Source organism: Brucella daejeonensis (assembly GCF_014199265.1).
In the GTDB taxonomy this organism is placed as follows: Bacteria; Pseudomonadota; Alphaproteobacteria; order Rhizobiales; family Rhizobiaceae; genus Brucella; species Brucella daejeonensis.
The window spans coordinates 1-19,342 of the sequence record NZ_JACIJG010000004.1 but is presented as its reverse complement, the minus strand read 5'-3'; the positions used below and the strand labels follow the sequence as shown (position 1 = coordinate 19,342).

The following is a 19,342-nucleotide window of genomic DNA, read 5'->3' as shown; positions in this document are numbered from 1 at the left end:
TCAATTCCCGGTTACGGCCGTGTGCGGGGCACCGCCGACGGAGCTGAACAAGCGGCCGAAGCGAACGTCGGTCGGCCATTTCCAGATTTCCAGCGGGCTCGCCTTGTCGGCAATCGAGAAGAAGATGATGTTCGCACGGCCCACGAGGTTCTCGAACGGCACATATCCGACGCCGAAACGGCTATCGAGCGAGTTATCGCGATTGTCGCCCATCATGAAATAATGACCGGCGGGGACTTCGAAAACGCGGGTGTCGTCGCCGATGGAATTCGGAGAGAGGTCCAGCGTGTCATAGGTCACGCCGTCAGGCAGCGTTTCGCGATAGACTTCGACAGGGCGGTTCACTTCGGTGACATCGGGGTTGTCGATCGTGCCGACCCGTTCGCGCTTGACCGGCTGCTCGTTGATATAAAGTACGCCGCCGCGCATCTGGATCCGGTCGCCGGGAAGCCCGATCACGCGCTTGATATAATCGACGGAGGGATCGCTCGGCAGTTTGAACACCACGACATCGCCGCGCTTGGGTTCGGCGCTCCAGATACGGCCCGAAAACAGATTTGGACCGAAAGGCAGCGAATAGCGCGAATAGCCATAGGCATATTTCGAAACGAAAAGGTAATCGCCTTCCAGAAGCGTGGGGCGCATGGACCCCGACGGTATGCTGAAAGGCTGAAAAAGAAGGGTGCGAATGACCAGTGCCAGCAGTAGCGCCTGTATGATAACGCTGATGGTTTCGCCAAGGCCACCGGATTTTTTTGTTTCACTCTTGCTGGACACGCTCATTGTATCTCCGCTTCCAATACGCGATCTAATAACGACTATGAATGCATGAAGCAATCAGGCCGCCGGCAGAACGCCGGGTTATCGCACGATTATGAGCAGGAGTTGCCTGTCATAATCACAATTACTCCGTCTCAGGCAGGGCCTCGATGATGACGAACGCCTGCGCAAGAGGAAAATCATCTGTAATTGTCAGATGTATGGCAGCGCGCATACCGGCGGGCAGCAACTTGCGGAGATGTCTGGCGGCTCCGCCCGTGAGCTGCATGGTAGGCTTTCCCGAAGGGGCATTGACCACACCCATATCGCGCCAGAAGACGCCCTGGGCTATGCCTGTTCCAAGCGCCTTCGCACAAGCTTCCTTGGCCGCAAAGCGCTTTGCATAGGATGCGGCGCGTTGTTTGCGCCCTTCCGACTTCTTCTGTTCGATCTCGGTGAAGACCCGGTTGCGGAAACGGTCGCCATGCCGTTCCAGGGTACTTTCGACACGACGAATATCGATAAGATCGCTTCCGATTCCCACGATCATGCTCACCGGGACTCCTGTTCGCATTGCTGGCGGTATTTCTCGGCAAGACGCTCTATACGCCGTCGGCGAAAAGCCGAAACGGCGAAACGGGTGATAAAATAGACCACCACGGCGGAAACGGCGCCCAGAACAGTGGAACCGAATAACATCGGCTTCAATAATGGCGTCCATATCTCGTCAAAATGCAGGGTTTCAAGCGCGCGCCCCAGATGAACCGGCGGCGCCTGGTCGAAGCTGCCGTTCATGATGAAACGGCCTAGCTCGAAGGTACTGCCCCATATGAAGGGCAGCGTCAGCGGATTGGCAAATGTCGTGCCGAGTGCTGCCGCGGCCAGATTTCCAGCGAGGAAATAGGCCAGCACGATTGCAATGATGAGATGGAAACCGAAAAACGGGGTGAACGCAGAAAAAACGCCAACCGCCAGCCCCGCAGCGACCGCATGTGGCGACGCCGTGATGCGCAGAATCCGCTTTCCCCCGTAACGCAGGGAACGGGAAAAGGAGCGACGCGGCCAGACCAGAAGCCTTAGACGCTCTTTTCTGGTCGGAGGGGTGCGGCGTTGAAACAGCATGTGGCCCTAATAATGCGCTCTCATCGCAGAAACAATTGTTATTATACAGCGAGGCTGTCGCTGCGTTCGAACGGAACAATGTCCAGTCTCGGCAGATAAAACCGCGGCGAAACCCCGAGCATCCGCCGGAACATCGTCGTGAAGGCCGAAACGCTGTCATATCCCAAATCCAGCGCCACACTCGTCACCGCCTCGCCTTCGGCAAGGCGCGGAACGGCAGCGAACAGACAGGCCTGCTGACGCCAGACCGAGAGGCTCACGCCGGTCTCCCGCTGAAAATGCCGGGTAAACGAACGGCGGCTCATGGCCATCTTGTCCGCCCACTCATCTATGGTGACGCGCGAAGAAGGCTTTTTCACGAATTCACGGCATAGTTTCTGCAAGCGCGGATCAGACGGGAAAGGCAGTCCGAGAGGACGTTGCGGCAATGTGTGAAGGTCGCGCAATATAAGCTCGATCACCAGCGCATCACGGCTATCCGGCTCAGGTGTGCTGTCATGCGCGGTCGCGTCGGTGATGAGGCATCGCATGAGGTCGGTAAGCCCGACGACGTGGAGATAGTCCGGCACACCCGATATCGCACCGACGCAGATATAGATCGAGCGCATGAAGACCTCGCCGACTATCTCCACCGAATGTTCGACACCGGCAGGTATCCACATGGCGTGGTCGCTGGGAATCATCCAGCGACCGGCGTCGGTGGTTACCAGAACCACCCCTCGCGAGGCGCAGAGAAGCTGCGCCCTGCTATGACGATGGCGCGGCACGAAATACCCGTCCGGATAGCGCGTCGGCAAGGCGATCACGGGGCCGCTCATCTGCTCGAGCATGGCGATACGCTGCTCATGGAACTGCTGCAATTCCTCGCTTCCGGGCAGTAAAAGCCCTCGCGGCGACCTGGGTTTCATCGCTGTCTCACGCATTGTTTGGCCCACTCTCGAAAGTAGTGGACCAAATCACGAAAGCGGGCGACAGGCAATAGTCCTATTAATAGCGAGCTGGGAATGATCGCGACATTCGCTGGCGGAATGGATTTGACGCTTGAACCTTCTCGGGGACGGCCCGGATGTTCGGGCGTTAAGTTTTTAAGTTCCAATGGTTTCACATCAGCAACCGTAACTGCCATGAATGTCTCGTTTCCAGCGGCCCGGTAACACTGCGGAAAACATGACTGAAGACCGGCTTTTCATCTTCGGAGCACCAGTATGAGCATGAGTGCTGCACAGCAGCCATCAAACAGCGGCGCGGAAAGTACCGTCCTTGCCATTATTCTGGCCACAAGCATGGGCCATTTCCTGAACGACATGCTGCAGTCGCTCCTTCCGGCCATCTACCCGATGCTGAAGGACAATTACAGCCTGTCTTTCTGGCAGATCGGTCTTCTCACCTTCACATTCCAGATGACGGCGTCGATCCTCCAGCCCCTCGTGGGAATCTACACCGACCGCAGGCCGATGCCCTATTCCCTGCCCTTCGGCATGGGCTGCACGCTCGTCGGCCTCGTCTTTCTGGCAACCGCGCATCACTATTCGATCCTGCTTCTGGGAGCGGCTTTTGTCGGCTTCGGCTCGTCCGTCTTCCACCCGGAAGCGGCCCGCGTCGCCCGGCTCGCTTCCGGCGGACGCCACGGCTTCGCGCAGTCGCTGTTTCAGGTGGGCGGCAATTTCGGCTCGTCGATCGGCCCTCTGCTGGCAGCCTTCATCGTGCTTCCCTTCGGGCAGATCAGCGTGTCGTGGTTCTCCGTTGCAGCCCTGATCGGCATGATGCTGCTCTGGTATGTCGGCAACTGGTACAACCGCTACCGGATCGCAAATGCGAACAAGGCGAAACCGGACAAGACCCTGCCGCTGCCGCGCAGCAAGGTTCTGGCTTCCGTCGTGGTTCTGGCCTTGCTGGTCTTTACCAAATATATCTACATGGCCAGCCTGACGAGCTATTACACGTTCTACACCATCAACCATTTCGGCGTGACGGTGCAGACATCGCAACTGCTTCTGTTCCTGTTCCTCGGCGCCGTCGCAGCGGGCACGATCATCGGCGGCCCGATTGGAGACAGGATCGGAGCGCGCAAGGTGATCTGGGCATCGATCCTCGGCGTTCTGCCTTTCACGCTTGCCCTGCCCTATGCAAATCTTGAAATGACCGCCGTCCTGACGGTGATCATCGGGCTGATCCTCGCCTCCGCCTTCCCGGCAATCGTGGTTTTCGCGCAGGAATTGCTGCCGGGGCGTGTCGGCATGGTGTCAGGGCTGTTCTTCGGCTTTGCCTTCGGCATGGCCGGTATAGCGGCCGCCGTTCTCGGCATTGTCGCCGACCATAAGGGCATCGAATATGTCTATACGATCTGTTCGTACCTGCCCCTGCTCGGCCTGCTGACGATATTCCTGCCCAAGCTGGAAAAGAGCCGGAAGCTCTGAAAAAAGGTGGAGCACCGCACGTCCCCCAACGGCGGTGCTCCCATGCTACTGACCTTTTGACGGCCCGGTGCAGCAGCATTCTCTTGATAGGGCGCTTTCAACCCTATCTCTTTGTGTTGTCGCAAATTCAGACGGCAAAACTGAAGCCGTGCATCGTCTCCCTGCGAAATTCATCGAAAGCGGCGGCCACCAGACGGATCAGCGGCTTGCCGTCATCCGTGGCGTTGATGACGCCATTGCTCACTTCTACCAGACCGTCGACCACAAACGGGCGCAACAAGGCCAGTTCGTCCGAAAATTCGATCCCCGGCGCCATCACGTTCAGGTCAACCCGGAAGTTGCACATCAATGCCGTGATGATTGCGGAGCGGATACGGTCGCCTTCCCGCATTTCATAACCGCGAACGGTGGCAAGTTCCCCCGCCTCGACGCGTTTTGCATATTGCTTCACGTCGGAGATATTCTGGGCGTATCCGCCGGGAAACTGCGATATGGATGAAGGACCCAGCCCGATCAGCGTCCGGCAGCGATCATCCGTATAGCCCTGGAAATTGCGATGCAGGGTTCCGTTACGCGAAGCCACGGCGAGGCTGTCGTCCGGCAATGCGTAATGGTCGATCCCCACGGGTTCATAGCCGAAACCGACAAAGCTCTCGGCAACCACCTGCGCCTGCGCGAAGCGCGCGTCGGCATCGGGCAACAGGCTCGTGTCGATCAGACGCTGGTTGGCGCGACGCTGCGGCAAATGCGCATAGCCGTAACAGGCAACGCGGCTGGGTTTGAGCGATGCGACCTTCGTGCATGTCTCACGCAATGTTTCGACGGTTTGCAGGGGAAGACCATAGATGAGATCGAAATTGAGGCGCTCTATGCCGAATTCCCGCAAAAGACCCGCAGCCTCCGCCACCTTTTCGATGGGCTGGATGCGACCGATGGCCTTTTGCACCTGAGTATCCACATCCTGCACGCCAAGGCTTGCCCGGTTGACGCCCATGAGCGCCAGCGCGCGCGCAAGCTCGGAAGTGACGCTTCGCGGATCAAGCTCGATGGCGTGTTCCATCTCCGGCGCGAAATCGAAAGCGCAGCGCAGGGCTGCCAGAATGGCCGTGAACTGGCGCGTGTTCAAAATCGAGGGCGTCCCGCCGCCCCAATGAATACGCACCACACTCGGTCGGGCGGTCAGGCTTTTGCCGACGGTCTCGATTTCGCTGAGCAATGCCGTATGGAAATTTTCGATGACGTCGTCCCGAATGGCCATTTTTGCATGGCATCCGCAATAATGGCAGAGCTGTCGGCAGTAAGGCACATGGATATAGAGCGAAACGCCTTCTTCCGGGCCGATCTGCCGCAACCAGCGATGCGTGGTTTCGCCGCTCACGGGCAGGAAATCCGCAGCTGTCGGGAACGACGTATATCGCGGCACGGCAAGCGCCGCGTAACGCCTTATCGCTTCCTCATGCATAGCGTTTCCACCCTGGGTGCCGGGTGTTCCGGCGATGCCCTGCCGGGAATGCGAATGCCGGAACCGGAGCGACATTCGGCGGGGCAAGACGGTATAAGGCGGCAGGGAAGTCCGCACGCATGACAGCCGATATTGCAATTGCCAGCCACAACAGCACCTGTTCTCCCCATTTCCAGAGCGCGCCTCGATCGGACTTGAACCAGATCGGCGCTCTAACCATTCGTTTCGTCGCGCATCCTGTCCGAAAACCGTTTCACATTTTTCGGGACGCGCTTTGACCGCGAGCAGCCGATGAGCCGGACTGCGTCGGTTTTACGATTTGAAGATATGGCGATGGGCGATCTGCGGCATTGATTTGAATCAAAGGCAGCGAAACAGGACTTGAAGCGTTTTTTTCCGGCCTAAAGGCTATCCAGGTTCATTCCGGCAACCGCGGCAAGCGAACGCCGTGAAAGAATTTCGACCGTATTGGCATCCAGCAACTGAATAAGCCCCTGGGTTTTCAGCTTGGTAAAGCTGCGGCTGACCGTTTCGATCGTCAGGCCGAGATAATCGGCTATATCGGTCCGGTTCATCAAGAGATGGACGGGATTGGGCTTCTCGCCGCGTTTTTCCGCCCGGGAAGAAAGAACCAGCAGGAAGCTTGCAAGTTTTTCAACCGGCGCCAGACGGCCGAGAACGAGCTGATTGTCACGCGCGGTGCGAAGCGCCGCACGCGTCATCTGATGCAGACGTTCCTTCAGCTTCGGAAAACGCTCCATCAGCTCGTCCATTTCCTTCGCGGAAAAGGCGCACAGAACGGAGGGAACAACGGCCTCTGCCGATTGGGAATAGGTTTCATCGTCGGCGAGGCCGAGATAATCGCCCGGAAAAAGAAAACCGGCGATCTGGCGGCGGCCGTCCGGGAGCGACGTATAGATACGCAGAAGACCCGAAGTCAGGCTGAAGACGCGCCGCTTCGGCTCGCCCTCTTCCACCAGCATTTCATTCGCATCCAGACGCCTGGATATCATGATCGCTTCGAGCGCGCCGAGATCGCCATCGTCCAGCACGGCGCAGACCGCCATGCGGCGCACATCACAATCGGCGCACACCCCGCATGGAGCCCGATAAGGCAATTTCTGACCGAAAATGGCAGGTGTTACACTCACGACGAATTCCTATTGCGACAGCCGGACGGGAGGGAGGTCCACTCGCCAGCTCTTTAATAGGTAACTATGGCGCACCCTGCAAAGCGGAATTTCGCCGCAGGGGGCCTGCGGCGGCAATCCGGTTCCCACTTTTGGGAGACATGGTTTAAAGCGTGTTGCGTTCAATCGTATTCAGGCAACACGCTTTAAACTTTTGTTTTTACGCATGTCTTTATCCCAAAACCGGTTCCCACTTTTGGGAGACATGCTTCAGGGTCGTTAAATGTTCCGGCTTCCGGGCTTTATCGCCGGGATGGCTGCGAGCTCCGGCGGCAGATTGTCGGCCGGATAGGCTGGAACTTCATATTCGGCGAGCGAAATCAGCTTCGTGCCGACATCGGCCTTACCGGCGGAGCGATCCACGATACAGGCAGCGGCCACCACTTCGACGCCAATATCCTTCATGCAGTCGATCGTTTCACGGATGGAAAGCCCCGTCGTGACGATGTCTTCCACAATGACGACGCGCGCGCCTTTCGGCACCTCGAAGCGGCGCAGGCGAAACACACCGTTTTCACGTTCCACCCAAATCGAGGGAACACGCAGATGACGGGACGTTTCATAGGAAGGGATCAATCCCCCGATGGCCGGCCCGACGACGTAGTCGATCTGGCCCAGATTGGCAGCCTCGATCTTTTCGGCAAGCGCCTTGCAGAGCTTCTCCGTCTTGTCGGCGTGCATGAAGACACGCGCCTTCTGAAGGAAAACAGGGCTGCGCAGGCCGGAAGTCAGGATGAAATGGCCTTCAAGGATCGCTCCCGCTTCGCGGAAGACGGCAAGCACGTCTTCGGTGTTCATTTTGGTCCTATCCGTTCACGCGTTTCGCGCCGCTGACGCTCGCGCTTTCTTTCAATTGGGAGATGATGCGGTTGAGGTGTTTGAGATCCCAGACTTCCACATCGATAATCATCTCGGTGAAGTCGGGGGCCGTACGCACCATGGAGAGATTATGGATATTGGCGTCGTTGGCCGCAGCGATCTGCGCTATTTCCGCCAGAGACCCCGGCGAATTGATCGCCGAGACAGTGATGCGCGCAGGGAAACGCTCGCTCATCTGCTCATCGATATCCCAGCGGACATCGATCCAGCGTTCCGGCTGGTCGTCATAAGCGGTCAGCGCCGGTGACTGGATGGGGTAAATCGTGATACCCGCCCCCGGCTGGAGAATACCGACGATACGATCTCCCGGCACGGCGCCTTCCGGGGCGAAACGCACCGGCAGGTCTGAATTCGTGCCGCGGATCGGCAAGGCCTTCTTGCCGGGTTTCGGCACGGCATCCGGCCCGACCGCGGTCGCGTCCTCGCTGCCTTCGGGCACCTTGAAAATCATGCCGGCCGCATTCTGGATATTGAACCAGCCTTTTTCACCGGTCCTGGCAGGATTGTTCTGCGAGGTGACGCGGGTATCCTGATAGTCGGGATAGACAGCCTTGACGACATCCGTGGACGGCAGTTCGCCGCGCCCGACCGCTGCCAGGACATCCTCGACATCCTTGCGCGCAAGACGCGGCAGGCCCGGTTTCAGAATATCCTTGCTGAACGGCTTTCCCGCACGCTCGAAAGCGCGCTCCAGAATACGCATACCGAGGCCGGAATATTGTTTGCGAACGGCGGATCGCGTTGCCCGGCGAATGGCGGCACGCGCCTTGCCGGTCGCCACCAGCGACTCCCAGGCCGCGGGAGGCACCTGTGCCTTGGAGCGGATGATTTCCACCTCGTCTCCGTTCTTCAATTCCGTCATCAACGGCATGATGCGGCCATTGACCTTGGCGCCGACGCAACTGTCGCCGATGTCGGTGTGAACCGCATAAGCGAAATCGATTGGCGTCGCGCCGCGCGGCAAGGCGATCAGACGCCCCTTCGGCGTGAAGCAGAAAACCTGATCCTGAAACAGTTCGAGTTTCGTGTGCTCCAGAAACTCTTCGGGATTGTCACCCTCGGAAAGCTGTTCGATGGTCTGGCGCAGCCACGCATAGGCGTTGGTTTCGGTCGAAATCTTGTGCGGATTGTTGGCGCTGCCGCGATCCTTATAGATCGAATGGGCCGCCACGCCGAATTCGGCGATCTCATCCATTTCACGCGTGCGGATCTGCAATTCGATACGCTGCCGGGACGGACCGATGATGGTCGTGTGAATAGACCGGTAATCGTTCTGCTTCGGCGTCGAGATGTAGTCCTTGAACCGTCCCGGCACCATCGACCAGGTCGTATGAATAAGGCCAAGTGCACGATAGCAATCCTGCACCGTATCGACCATGACCCTGAAACCGAAAATGTCGGACAATTGCTCGAAAGACAGGCCCTTGGTTTCCATCTTGCGGAAAACGGACCACGGCTTTTTCTGGCGGCTTTTGACGCTCGCCCTGATGCCGTGCTTTTCGAAAATGTCGGACAGATCCTTTTCGATCTTCTGCAAAAGCCCGCGATTCTTCTCCAGAAGCTCTGCGAGGCGATCCGTTACCGCACGCCAGGCATCCGGATTGATATAGCGAAAAGCCAGTTCCTCCAGTTCCTCGCGCATGTCCTGCATACCCATGCGGCCAGCCAGCGGCGCATAGATATCCATCGTTTCCTCGGCGATCCGCAGACGCTTGTCTTCGCGCATGACGCCGAGCGTGCGCATATTGTGCAGACGGTCGGCGAGCTTGACCAGAAGCACGCGGACATCTTCGGAAATGGCCAGGAGAAGCTTGCGCAGGTTTTCGGCCTGCACGGCCTTCTTGGAAACGAGATCCAGCTTCTTGAGCTTGGTCAGGCCTTCGACCAGCTTGCCGATCTCCGGCCCGAAAAGCTGATCGATCTCCTGGCGGGTGGCGGTGGTATCCTCGATCGTGTCGTGCAGAAGCGCGATGGCTATCGTCGCTTCGTCCAGATGCATGTCTGTGAGAATGGCGGCGACTTCGAGCGGATGGGAAAAATAGGGGTCGCCGGACGCGCGTTTCTGACTGCCATGTTTCTGCATGGCATAGACATATGCCTTGTTGAGAAGCGCCTCATTCACGTCAGGCTTGTATCGCTGCACACGCTCAACAAGCTCATACTGGCGCATCATCTACAGGAACTCCCTTCAAAAGCCTAAAAGCCTCGGTCCGAAACCGTATCGGCCATTGTGACCCAAAATCGTCGATAATCGAACAGTTCTCGACATTTAGGCTTAATTTTCTGCCGACAATATTAATTTCATCAATCTCTGGCAGAAATTGCGCGTCGTCATGACGAACCGGGCCGTCTGATACGCGCATAAAAACATGCGCCACGACCAGGGGTCGCAGCGCACGTCAAAAGGCAAAAACGCAGCGACGACTAGAAATCGTCGCTCTTCTCGGGAGCGACGAGACCTTCGATACCGGCAAGCAGTTCTTCTTCCGACATGCGGTCGAAAGTAACGACATCTTCCTCGGCGGCCTCGACGATACCTTCGGCAAGCTCGTCCGAAGCGGAAGCGATCTGAGCAGGTGCGGCGGCTTCCGGCTCGTCGACTTCCACATGCTTCTGAAGCGAGTGGATCAGATCTTCCTTCAGGTCATCGGGAGAGAGGGTTTCATCCGCGATCTCACGCAATGCAACGACGGGGTTCTTGTCATTGTCGCGATCTATAGTGATCTGCGCCCCCTGGGAAATCTGACGAGCACGGTGACCAGCCAGCAGAACCAGTTCAAAACGGTTCTCGACCTTATCTACGCAGTCCTCAACAGTGACGCGGGCCATGCGCGGTCCCTTTCATTTCTCAAGTTTTAACGGATTTTTCTCCACATAGCGCTTGCGGAGCCAAATTACAAGCAAAAGCGGAATTTTCCGTATTCGGAGCCTTTGAAACTGATAATTGCCCTTAAATTAGCCTGAACACGCCACAAACCGCATAAAAATTTCAATCGCGACCAGTGATTTACAAACCTACTTGCGATCATATAATGAAAACTCGCCACAAGGTAATTTAGAACTATCAAATAACAACCATTGGTTGCTTGTCTTTCTGTAATATGGCCTTAGAACGCAATAAACGGTCCTGGTAAATTAGCTGCCATACGCGTTTGCAAAACAAAACTGAATAAGCGGTTCCCGGTCCACTCCCGGTCGGCCGTAGGGTGGATATATTGCACGATGTTCGATTCTCGTGAAAAGATTGCGCTTTTTATTGACGGTGCCAATTTATACGCAGCCTCCAAAACTTTGGGGTTCGATATTGATTACCGGAAGCTTTTAAAAGCGTTCCAGAAGCGCGGCTATCTGCTTCGCGCTTATTATTATACGGCCCTGGTGGAAGATCAGGAGTATTCGTCGATCCGCCCGCTGATCGACTGGCTCGATTACAACGGCTACAAGGTCGTCACCAAAGCGGCCAAGGAATTCACGGACTCCACCGGCCGCCGCAAGGTCAAGGGCAATATGGATATCGAACTGACGGTCGATGCCATGCAGCTTACCGACACAGTCGATCATTTCGTGATCTTCTCGGGCGACGGCGACTTCCGTTCGCTGGTGGAAGCGCTTCAGCGCAAGGGCCGCAAGGTTTCCGTCGTTTCCACGCTGACGACACAGCCTGCCATGATTTCGGATGAATTGCGCCGTCAGGCTGACCATTTCATCGATCTGGTCTCGCTGAAAGCTGAAATCGGCCGCGATCCATCGGAAAGAGCACCGCGTCGTCAGGACGACGATTTCGACGACAGCTATTGACGCCGTCGTCGAGCCGGTTCATGCAGAAGCATGATTTTCGAACCGTCCGCGAATTGCTCTATCTGCCCACGACTGCAAGCATTCCTGCAGGAATGGCGGCACAAGGAGCCTGAATGGCATAATGCGCCCGTGCCGCCGTTCGTCCCGGCTCATGACACGGATGTGCAATTGCTCATTGTCGGGCTTGCGCCCGGGCTTCGGGGCGCGAACCGTACGGGCCGCCCTTTTACCGGGGATTATGCCGGAGAACTTCTCTACAGCACGCTTTGCGAGTTCGGTTTCGCCACGGGCAAGTTCGAGGCGCGCCCGGACGACAGCCTGAAACTGCTCGACGCCAGCATCGTAAACGCCGTCCGCTGCGTGCCCCCGGAAAACAAACCCGTCGGCTCCGAAATCAATAATTGCCGCCAGTTCCTTGCTCCAATGCTGACACGCTTTCCGCGGCTGCGCGCGGTCGTCACTCTTGGAACGATTGCCCATCAATCTACGGTTAGGGCCCTCGGCGCTCCGGTCGCGCGACATCCTTTCGGTCACGAGAGGGAAAGCGACATCGGCAGCCTGCGCATTTTTTCCAGCTACCACTGCTCGCGGTACAATACGAATACGGGCAGGCTGACAGATGCCATGTTCCGCAATGTTTTCAGAAATGCGCGCGCTTACCTCAATCAAAAAGGCGCCTGACGCGCCTTTTCCATTTGCAGAGACATCGACAGGCGATCACCCACGGTCACGCAACAGACGCGCCTTTTCCCGATTCCAGTCGCGTTTCTTTTCCGTTTCACGCTTGTCGTGTGTCTTCTTGCCTCGCGCCAGGGCAAGTTCAAGCTTCGCACGCCCGCGATCGTTGAAGTAAAGCTTCAACGGAACGACGGTCATGCCCTCGCGGGAAATGGAGTTGAACAGGCGAGACATTTCGCGACGGCTGACCAGCAGCTTCCGCAGCCGGCGAGGCTCATGGTTGAAGCGATTTCCCTGCGTATATTCCGGAATGTAGGAATTGATCAGCCAGAACTCGCCATTCTCAAAGCTCGCATAGCTTTCGGCAATGTTCGACTGATTGGCGCGCAGGGATTTGACCTCGGTGCCGGTGAGCACGAGCCCGGCTTCGAGTGTGTCGATGATCTCATAGTTGAAGCGCGCCTTGCGGTTTTCCGCGATGATCTTGCGCGCAGGAGAATTCTTCGGCTTGTTCATGATGGCACCATATAATGTGCAATGCCTGAAATGAAAACGCTCCCGGCGCAACGGGAGCGTAAAAATCGGCGTAAGCTGTCAAATTCGACAGGTCAGTTGATAAGTCCGGCGTGTTTCATTGCCTGATCGATCCTTTCGGCAGTGGCCGTTTCGACCGTTACCATGGGAGAACGAAGCATGTTTTCCACACGACCGAGGCGTGACAGGGCATATTTCGGTCCCGACGGATTGGGTTCGATGAACAGAGCCTTGTGGAGCGGCATCAAGCGATCCTGCAATTCGAGCGCCTTGGCGAAATCGCCTGCCTGACATGCATCCTGGAATTCGGCGCAAAGACGCGGCGCAATATTCGACGTCACCGAAATACATCCAACGCCGCCGTGGGCGTTGAAGCCGAGAGCGGTGGCATCCTCGCCCGAAAGCTGGATGAATTCCTTGCCGCAGGTCGCGCGCTGTTCGGAAACGCGTTCGATCTTGCCGGTAGCATCCTTGACGCCCACGATGTTCTTGTGATCGCGAACGAGAGCGCCCATCGTTTCCGGCGTCATATCGATGATCGAACGCCCCGGAATATTGTAGATAACGAGCGGGATCGAGATGGAACGGGCCACCCGCGAAAAATGCTCGTAGAGGCCGCGCTGGTTCGGCTTGTTGTAGTAGGGCGTGACAACGAGAACGGCGTCGGCGCCGGCCTTTTCGGCATGTTGGGCCAGTTCGATGGCTTCAACGGTATTGTTCGAACCGGCACCGGCGATCACTGGAACGCGACCTGCGGCAACCTCGATGCACACTTCGATGACGCGCTTGTGCTCGTCATGCGAAAGTGTTGGCGTTTCACCGGTCGTGCCGACCGGGACCAGCCCCTTCGTGCCTTCTTTTATCTGCCAGTCCACCAACGCTCGAAAGGCTTTCTCGTCGAACGCTCCTTCGGAATCGAACGGCGTGACGAGTGCGGTAATTGAGCCCTTCAGCATTAGTGAACTCCTGAATGAATGGACGGAACCTCTCACCCGCGGGCATCGAATAGCCCAACGGTCGAGGCGTTGCACAATAGTCTTGCCACGCGAACGGAGCAAGCGGGGTGCAACGGCAAAACAGCTCGATTACGGCAGTTTTGCGACTAAAATTGCAGCGAATGGTTACTCGACCGCCATTTCCCGAACCCGTGGTCGAACAGCGCTTAATTCTCGAATGGCCGAACCCGGGCGGATCGCATCGATAATACTTTATTAGGGATAGGTTCATTCATCGATCCTATCCTTGCCGTCATGGTTCCCCCCAAAATGGATGGACCAAGAAAAGCCGGATTTCATCAACATATTTCCCCAGAGCCAAGTCTTTGTTTAAGTTAGATCATGTTTAAATACGCCGCAGCAATTTCCATGACGACAAGAGCGCTTCTCGCGAGTTGCCTCGTTGCGGTTGCCGTTCAGCCTTCCGTTTCTCTTGCCCAGTCTTCCCTGTCGACAGACGTGCCGACACCGCTCGCGCGCCCTTTCGCACCGACAGCGACGCGCCAGTCGCCGATAAATCTGGTTACGCCGACGCCCCGGCCCGCCACATCCGATCCTGTCGTCACGTCGGCGGTAAGCCGTCTCGAGACCCCCGCCGTGATCGGCGGAACGCTGAAGAGCGGTCTCGATTCGCTTTCTTCGCGGGACGTCGCAAACGCCATCGCATTGCGCAATGGAATGCCCAATGGCTCGCTTGACCGGCAGATACTGAGCTGGGCTATTGCTACATCCGGGCTGGATGCCGTGCCGAGCGCTGAAATCGCGGCCGCCACGACCGAACTGCGCGGCTGGCCGGGACTATCTGCCCTGCGCCGCAATTCGGAACGGGCGCTGGCAAGGGAGAATCCCGCGCCGGGAACGGTGATTGCCGCATTTGGCAACACACGTCCCCTGACGACAGAAGGCATGATCCTGCTTGCCCGTGCCTATGTGAACACCGGAAACGCGAACAAGGCCCGCGGACTTCTTTCGCCGTGGTGGTCGACGCAACGCCTTTCCACCGAGGACGAGCAGAAAGTATTGAAGGAATTCTCCGGCGTTCTGACACGCGAGGATCATCAGCGCCGCATTCTGCGCTCGCTTTATAATAACCGTCTGAAATCGGCAAAGTTGTTGGCTGGACCGGCCCAGGCCCAGTCGCTCTACAATGCCTTTGCAGCCGTCGCGCAAAAATCTCCGAATGCCGCCAAGGCAATTGCAAGCGTTGACAGCACATGGCAGGGAAACCTGGCCTATCTGTTTCTGAAAATCCGCTATCTTCGCCGTGCCGAACGCTACAGTGAAGCCACCGACCTCATGCTGAAGGCCCCGCGTCAGGCCCCTGCCCTGATCGACGCGGATGCCTGGTGGATCGAGCGCCGTATTCTATCCCGTGAGCTTCTCGACCTCGGAAAGCCGCAGCTTGCCTATAAGCTCGTCGCCGCTCACGCGGCAGAATCGCCCGGCATGGCCGCAGAGGCTGAATTCCACGCAGGATGGTACGCGCTGCGGGCCTTGAAGCAGCCCGGGACAGCGGCTTCACACTTCGCCAGGATCGCGGAAATTTCCTCGCGCCCGATCTCCGCATCGCGCGCTTTTTACTGGCTCGGCCGCTCTGCCGAGGCGGGTTCCGGCGGTGATGCCAGCAGCTATTATCGCCGTTCGGCACATTTCGGGACCACTTTCTACGGACAGCTAGCCGCCGCCAAACTGCATGAGAAGGCCCCGGAGTTCATCTATCCGAAACCGACCGACGCCGACCGCGTCCGTTTTGCCGGACGCCCTGCGGTACAGGCCATCAAACGCCTCGAGCAGGTTGGATACGGCAATCGCGCCACCGCACTTTACAGCCAGCTTTCGCAAGAGATGGATAGCGTCGGCGAACTGGCTTTGCTGGCCGTCATGGCTGAGCGCAACGAGAATCATTATCTCGCCTTGCGGGTCGGCAAGACCGCAGCCCTACGCGGTTTCGACACAGGCGCGCTTTCACATCCGCTCGGCGCCATTCCTGCCAGCGCGAATATCAGCGGGTCGGGCAAGGCGTTGGCCTATGCAATCGCCCGGCAGGAAAGCGAATTCAACGTCGGCGCCGTATCGAAGGCCGGCGCGCGTGGCCTGCTACAGCTCATGCCGGCAACGGCCAGAAGCGTGGCGGCAAGGAACGGAATGAGTTTTTCGGCCCCGCGCCTGACGACGGATGCAGGCTATAATGCAACGCTTGGCGCGCATTTCCTCGGAGAACAGCTCGACCGCTTCGACGGTTCCTATGTGCTTACATTCGCGGGTTATAACGCCGGTCCCCGCCGCGCTTCGGAATGGATCGAGAAATATGGCGACCCGCGCGGCAAGCCTGTCGATGAGGTGGTCGACTGGATCGAGCGCATTCCCTACTCCGAAACGCGCAATTACGTGCAACGCGTGATGGAAAACTACGAAGTGTACAAAGCCCGCCTGACAGGCAGCGCCGACATTCAGGCCGACCTGATCCATGGACGCCGCTGACGGGCCTAGTGGATTGAATTTGACGTTTGAATCCCGACTGAATGAGATGCTGTTTCAAACGTCAAATTCGAAAAATCCACTAGATACATAAAGTTACTAGTGGTCTTTTCAATTCCGATATTTGCTCGGCGCCTGTATCAGAGGGATGCAAATGTCGGAATCGGACCACTAGCACATCTTTGCCCGAAATATTCAGCTTGGGGTCTTTGGCGTCTTTCTCGTCCGCCTCGTTCCTGCTTTGGCGGGAGCTTTTTTGGGCTTTTCGGCCTTTCTGGTCCTGCCCTTGGCAGAAGCGCTCACGAATCTTGCAGCCTGACCCCGCCAGTTCTCGCGCCCGATCCGGCCCGGAAAGCCTATTGCCTGCTCGATCCAGCGTGATTCATCGTCGCTCCAGCCTGAAATCTGATCGTAATGGAACACGCCCAGCCCGTTAAGGATGGCTTCCACCGCTCTGCCAATCCCATGGATGACCGTCAGATCGTCGGCCTTCCCCTGTCGCGGCGCTTCCAGAAACTGTGGCTGTCCGGTTTCGGCAGCGGGCTTCGCTTCGCCCTTCTGCAACGGCAATTCACCGCCGACAACCTCGGCGTCCGGAACTTTTTTCGGGGCCTCGGCCTTATCCGTCTCGACAGGTGTCTCCGGCTTCGCAACCGCGGTCGCCGCGCCGACAGTTTTCGGCGGCTCCAGCTTTTCCGGCTTTTCATCGATTGGAGGCGTCGCAAGAGCCGCGGCGATGATCGTGCGTTCATTATCGCTTGTCGCCGGCCTTTTGCGCCGAACGAAGCGGCCAAGCAGACAACCGACCACAAAAGCAATGGCGATGAGAACAGCCAGTTGAACGATCAGCAACGGCATATTGGTCTTTCCTCGTACTCCAAATTACGCGCCTTTTAACGGAACCGCACCGGCCCAGGCAGACGACAGAAGCTCATTTCGCGCTCGTCAGCCAGCCCACAATCGCACCAATCAAAACCGCGATCGCCAGAACGGGCCAAAATGATTCGGCAAGATAAAGCATGGATAAGTCCGCTTCCTGTTCCAATGACGACGCATGGCTGCGAACCGGATGGTCCACAGCTCCTTTCATAAAGAGAAAGCGCCCGTCAGAACAGTCGGACTGTCAGTTCCGAACAAGAAACTGGACCGGACGATTACAACGCGGTTCGATTCATGTCCATCAAGGCCCGGTCAGTTCGACGCTTGCAGTCTTCAGGTCGAATGGCAGCGTGCCGCCCAGAACCGATTGCAATGCAGCGTAACGCGCCTCACTCAGCGCCGTTCCCTTTACGGAAATCGTCAGATCGGAAATTTTTATCTCGCCGGTGTCCAAGCTTGCCGCGAGTTGCAAGGCGAACATTACCGATTCGACAAACGCCTGCGGACTGCCGCGTCCGACCGCCATTTCGTCATCCAGCGTTCCGTCACTATTCAGCCCTTCGGCTGCCGCCATTATCCGGTCGCGCGCATCGTTGTCCGGGACGGTGCCGGAAAGAATCAGGCTGTCTCCGGTTTTCTGAATTTGAAAAACATAAGGAGAAACGAGCGGCAACACGCTCGTAAGATCCGTCACCGCCCCGATGCCCCAGACATTGGCCAGCGCCGCGCGGGCTGCGGTCTGGCTCCCGGGGTCTGGAGCCACTCCTTTCAGCGTAACGTCCCGTCCGTCCACATCGAAACTCGCCCATATATAAGGTGCCAGCGCTTCACCACCGCGCCCGGCAATATCGCTCTCCAATCGGCCACCGCCGAACCAGAGCGCCAGAGCCGTCAATGCTGCGGTCCACGTCAATCCGGGCCAGAACCATTTGAACATATGCGCATTTCTCCGGTTCAGAACATTACGGAGCGTGGCGGACAATAGCCCCGCCCCGCCAGATAACCAGGATCAGGACCTTATCCAGAAAGGGAAGACGCCGCACTGAAAATCACGCAACAAAAAACCCGGTAGCGATGCTACCGGGTTCTTCCTGATCAATCCGCGAGGGATTAGAACGAGCGCTGGAAGCGGACCATGCCCTGCCAGGCGTCTTCGCCGTCGAGGCTGGTGTTCTTGTCGTTCCACTGAACGTAGGTGACTTCCGGCGTGATGGTGAAGCCGGGAACCAGCTGGTAAGCAACGTTTGCAGTCGCTTCGAAGGTTTCCGAGTCGTCGTAAGCGAGCTGCAGGTTGAAGGTAGCCTTTTCGGTTGCCTTGAATGCTGCGCCGCCCCAAATGGCCCAGTCGCCGCCCCAGGTGCCGTAGAACGAGTCGATGACGCGGTAGGATTCGCCAGCGTCGTTCAAAGCGTAATGGTCGTCGTTGGACTTGTAGCCGCCCATCGCCCAGACCGAGAAACGGTCGGTGATGTTCACGTCGCCGCGAATCTTACCGGCCCATTCTTCGTTACGGGCGTCATAAGCTGCAACAGCCACGACCGAACCCCAGCCGCCAGCGTACTTCAGGCCACCAACGATGTGCGGCGTGTAGTCGTTAAGCGTAACGTCGACGTCGGAGTCACCGTTGCCGCCTTCTTCGAGCGACAGGATGGCAGAGAAGCCGTTGCCGCCGGTGAAGGTGTAGCTGATGAGGTTGGTGCGGTAACCGCCAGCGAGGATCACGTCATCGTTGATGACGTTGCCGAAGTAACCCGGGAAGGTCACGAAGGCCGATTCGTCGAGACCGACGCGCAGGCCGCCGAGCTGGATGTAAGCGTAACGCAGCGAGCTGTTTTCGCTCGAACCGTATGCGTCTTCTTCGCCGTCACCGCCGCCGTTCCAGTTGTAACGCAGCTCGGTGAAGGTCTTCAGAGTGCCGAGCTCGGTTTCCGAAGCGGTCGAGAAGCGAAGCGTCGCACGGGCGTTCTTGCCCCAGGTATCGCGTTCCAGATCACCGGCGGTACGAGCGTAAACGCGGTCACCACCCTTGGCGTCGTAACGAACATAGCCGTGGACGCGCAGGCAGGTTTCGGTGCCCGGGATGTAGAAGTAGCCAGCGCCGTAAGCATCGCAGACGCGGACATATTCAACGGCTTCTGGCTCTGGCGCGAC

Annotated in this window: 19 protein-coding genes; 4 read left to right on the top strand and 15 right to left on the bottom strand. The window is 57.7% G+C overall.

The annotated features are described in order from the left end of the window. The 4 genes from lepB to FHS76_RS05735 form a co-directional block, all read right to left on the bottom strand. Window positions 1–783: a signal peptidase I gene (gene lepB, locus FHS76_RS05750; RefSeq protein WP_183649407.1), complete on the bottom strand. Its 783-nt coding sequence runs from the start codon at window positions 781–783 to the stop codon at window positions 1–3. 121 nt (window positions 784–904) lie between these two features. Then, the gene (gene acpS / locus FHS76_RS05745; RefSeq protein ID WP_183649404.1) at window positions 905–1,309 is read right to left on the bottom strand and encodes a holo-ACP synthase; all 405 of its coding nucleotides are present in this window, start codon (window positions 1,307–1,309) and stop codon (window positions 905–907) included. 2 nt (window positions 1,310–1,311) lie between these two features. Beyond that, window positions 1,312–1,881: a type IV secretion system effector BspA gene (gene bspA / locus FHS76_RS05740; protein WP_183649401.1), complete on the bottom strand. Its 570-nt coding sequence runs from the start codon at window positions 1,879–1,881 to the stop codon at window positions 1,312–1,314. Between the two features lie 41 nt (window positions 1,882–1,922). Next, window positions 1,923–2,759 (bottom strand): AraC family transcriptional regulator, encoded by an 837-nt coding sequence (locus FHS76_RS05735; protein WP_183650135.1) that lies wholly within the window; start codon window positions 2,757–2,759, stop codon window positions 1,923–1,925. A 327-nt stretch (window positions 2,760–3,086) separates the two neighbouring features. On the opposite strand from FHS76_RS05735, the gene FHS76_RS05730 reads away from it, so the two are divergent. Further along, complete coding sequence (locus FHS76_RS05730) at window positions 3,087–4,298, top strand: MFS transporter (RefSeq protein ID WP_183649398.1); 1,212 nt, start codon at window positions 3,087–3,089, stop codon at window positions 4,296–4,298. Window positions 4,299–4,425: 127 nt separating this feature from the next. Here FHS76_RS05730 and hemN read toward each other — a convergent pair whose 3' ends face one another. The 5 genes from hemN to rpoZ all read right to left on the bottom strand — a co-directional run bounded on the left by hemN (window position 4,426) and on the right by rpoZ (window position 10,658). Then, the gene (gene hemN / locus FHS76_RS05725) at window positions 4,426–5,760 is read right to left on the bottom strand and encodes an oxygen-independent coproporphyrinogen III oxidase (RefSeq protein ID WP_183649395.1); all 1,335 of its coding nucleotides are present in this window, start codon (window positions 5,758–5,760) and stop codon (window positions 4,426–4,428) included. Between the two features lie 401 nt (window positions 5,761–6,161). Continuing rightward, window positions 6,162–6,827, bottom strand: a complete 666-nt coding sequence (locus tag FHS76_RS05720) for a cyclic nucleotide-binding domain-containing protein (protein WP_235992602.1) — start codon at window positions 6,825–6,827, stop codon at window positions 6,162–6,164. Between the two features lie 342 nt (window positions 6,828–7,169). Next, a complete protein-coding gene (gene pyrE / locus FHS76_RS05715) occupies window positions 7,170–7,748 on the bottom strand; it encodes an orotate phosphoribosyltransferase (protein ID WP_183649389.1) in 579 nt (192 codons plus the stop codon). 7 nt (window positions 7,749–7,755) lie between these two features. Beyond that, window positions 7,756–10,002, bottom strand: a complete 2,247-nt coding sequence (locus FHS76_RS05710; RefSeq protein ID WP_183649386.1) for a RelA/SpoT family protein — start codon at window positions 10,000–10,002, stop codon at window positions 7,756–7,758. Window positions 10,003–10,253: 251 nt separating this feature from the next. After that, complete coding sequence (rpoZ, locus tag FHS76_RS05705; protein WP_183649383.1) at window positions 10,254–10,658, bottom strand: DNA-directed RNA polymerase subunit omega; 405 nt, start codon at window positions 10,656–10,658, stop codon at window positions 10,254–10,256. A 393-nt stretch (window positions 10,659–11,051) separates the two neighbouring features. Here rpoZ and FHS76_RS05700 point away from each other — a divergent pair, with 393 nt between their 5' ends. Together FHS76_RS05700 and FHS76_RS05695 are read left to right on the top strand one after the other, a co-directional pair. Continuing rightward, the gene (locus FHS76_RS05700; protein WP_183649381.1) at window positions 11,052–11,627 is read left to right on the top strand and encodes a LabA-like NYN domain-containing protein; all 576 of its coding nucleotides are present in this window, start codon (window positions 11,052–11,054) and stop codon (window positions 11,625–11,627) included. A 30-nt stretch (window positions 11,628–11,657) separates the two neighbouring features. Further along, a complete protein-coding gene (locus FHS76_RS05695; RefSeq protein WP_183649376.1) occupies window positions 11,658–12,308 on the top strand; it encodes a uracil-DNA glycosylase in 651 nt (216 codons plus the stop codon). A 36-nt stretch (window positions 12,309–12,344) separates the two neighbouring features. Here the strand turns inward: FHS76_RS05695 and smpB are convergent, their stop codons facing one another. After that, window positions 12,345–12,821: an SsrA-binding protein SmpB gene (gene smpB, locus FHS76_RS05690; RefSeq protein WP_183649373.1), complete on the bottom strand. Its 477-nt coding sequence runs from the start codon at window positions 12,819–12,821 to the stop codon at window positions 12,345–12,347. Window positions 12,822–12,913: 92 nt separating this feature from the next. Continuing rightward, a complete protein-coding gene (dapA, locus tag FHS76_RS05685; RefSeq protein ID WP_183649370.1) occupies window positions 12,914–13,795 on the bottom strand; it encodes a 4-hydroxy-tetrahydrodipicolinate synthase in 882 nt (293 codons plus the stop codon). Window positions 13,796–14,203: 408 nt separating this feature from the next. On the opposite strand from dapA, the gene FHS76_RS05680 reads away from it, so the two are divergent. Further along, the gene (locus FHS76_RS05680) at window positions 14,204–16,315 is read left to right on the top strand and encodes a lytic transglycosylase domain-containing protein (RefSeq protein WP_235992591.1); all 2,112 of its coding nucleotides are present in this window, start codon (window positions 14,204–14,206) and stop codon (window positions 16,313–16,315) included. 192 nt (window positions 16,316–16,507) lie between these two features. Here the strand turns inward: FHS76_RS05680 and FHS76_RS05675 are convergent, their stop codons facing one another. From FHS76_RS05675 to FHS76_RS05660, 4 genes are all read right to left on the bottom strand, one after another. Continuing rightward, complete coding sequence (locus tag FHS76_RS05675) at window positions 16,508–17,170, bottom strand: 50S ribosomal protein L21 (RefSeq protein WP_183649365.1); 663 nt, start codon at window positions 17,168–17,170, stop codon at window positions 16,508–16,510. Window positions 17,171–17,243: 73 nt separating this feature from the next. Then, window positions 17,244–17,390, bottom strand: a complete 147-nt coding sequence (locus FHS76_RS05670) for a hypothetical protein (protein ID WP_183649362.1) — start codon at window positions 17,388–17,390, stop codon at window positions 17,244–17,246. A gap of 102 nt (window positions 17,391–17,492) precedes the next feature. After that, window positions 17,493–18,128, bottom strand: a complete 636-nt coding sequence (locus FHS76_RS05665; RefSeq protein WP_183649360.1) for a BON domain-containing protein — start codon at window positions 18,126–18,128, stop codon at window positions 17,493–17,495. A 173-nt stretch (window positions 18,129–18,301) separates the two neighbouring features. Continuing rightward, a partial coding sequence (locus FHS76_RS05660) for a porin (RefSeq protein WP_183649356.1) occupies window positions 18,302–19,342 on the bottom strand: 1,041 nt, incomplete at its 5' end.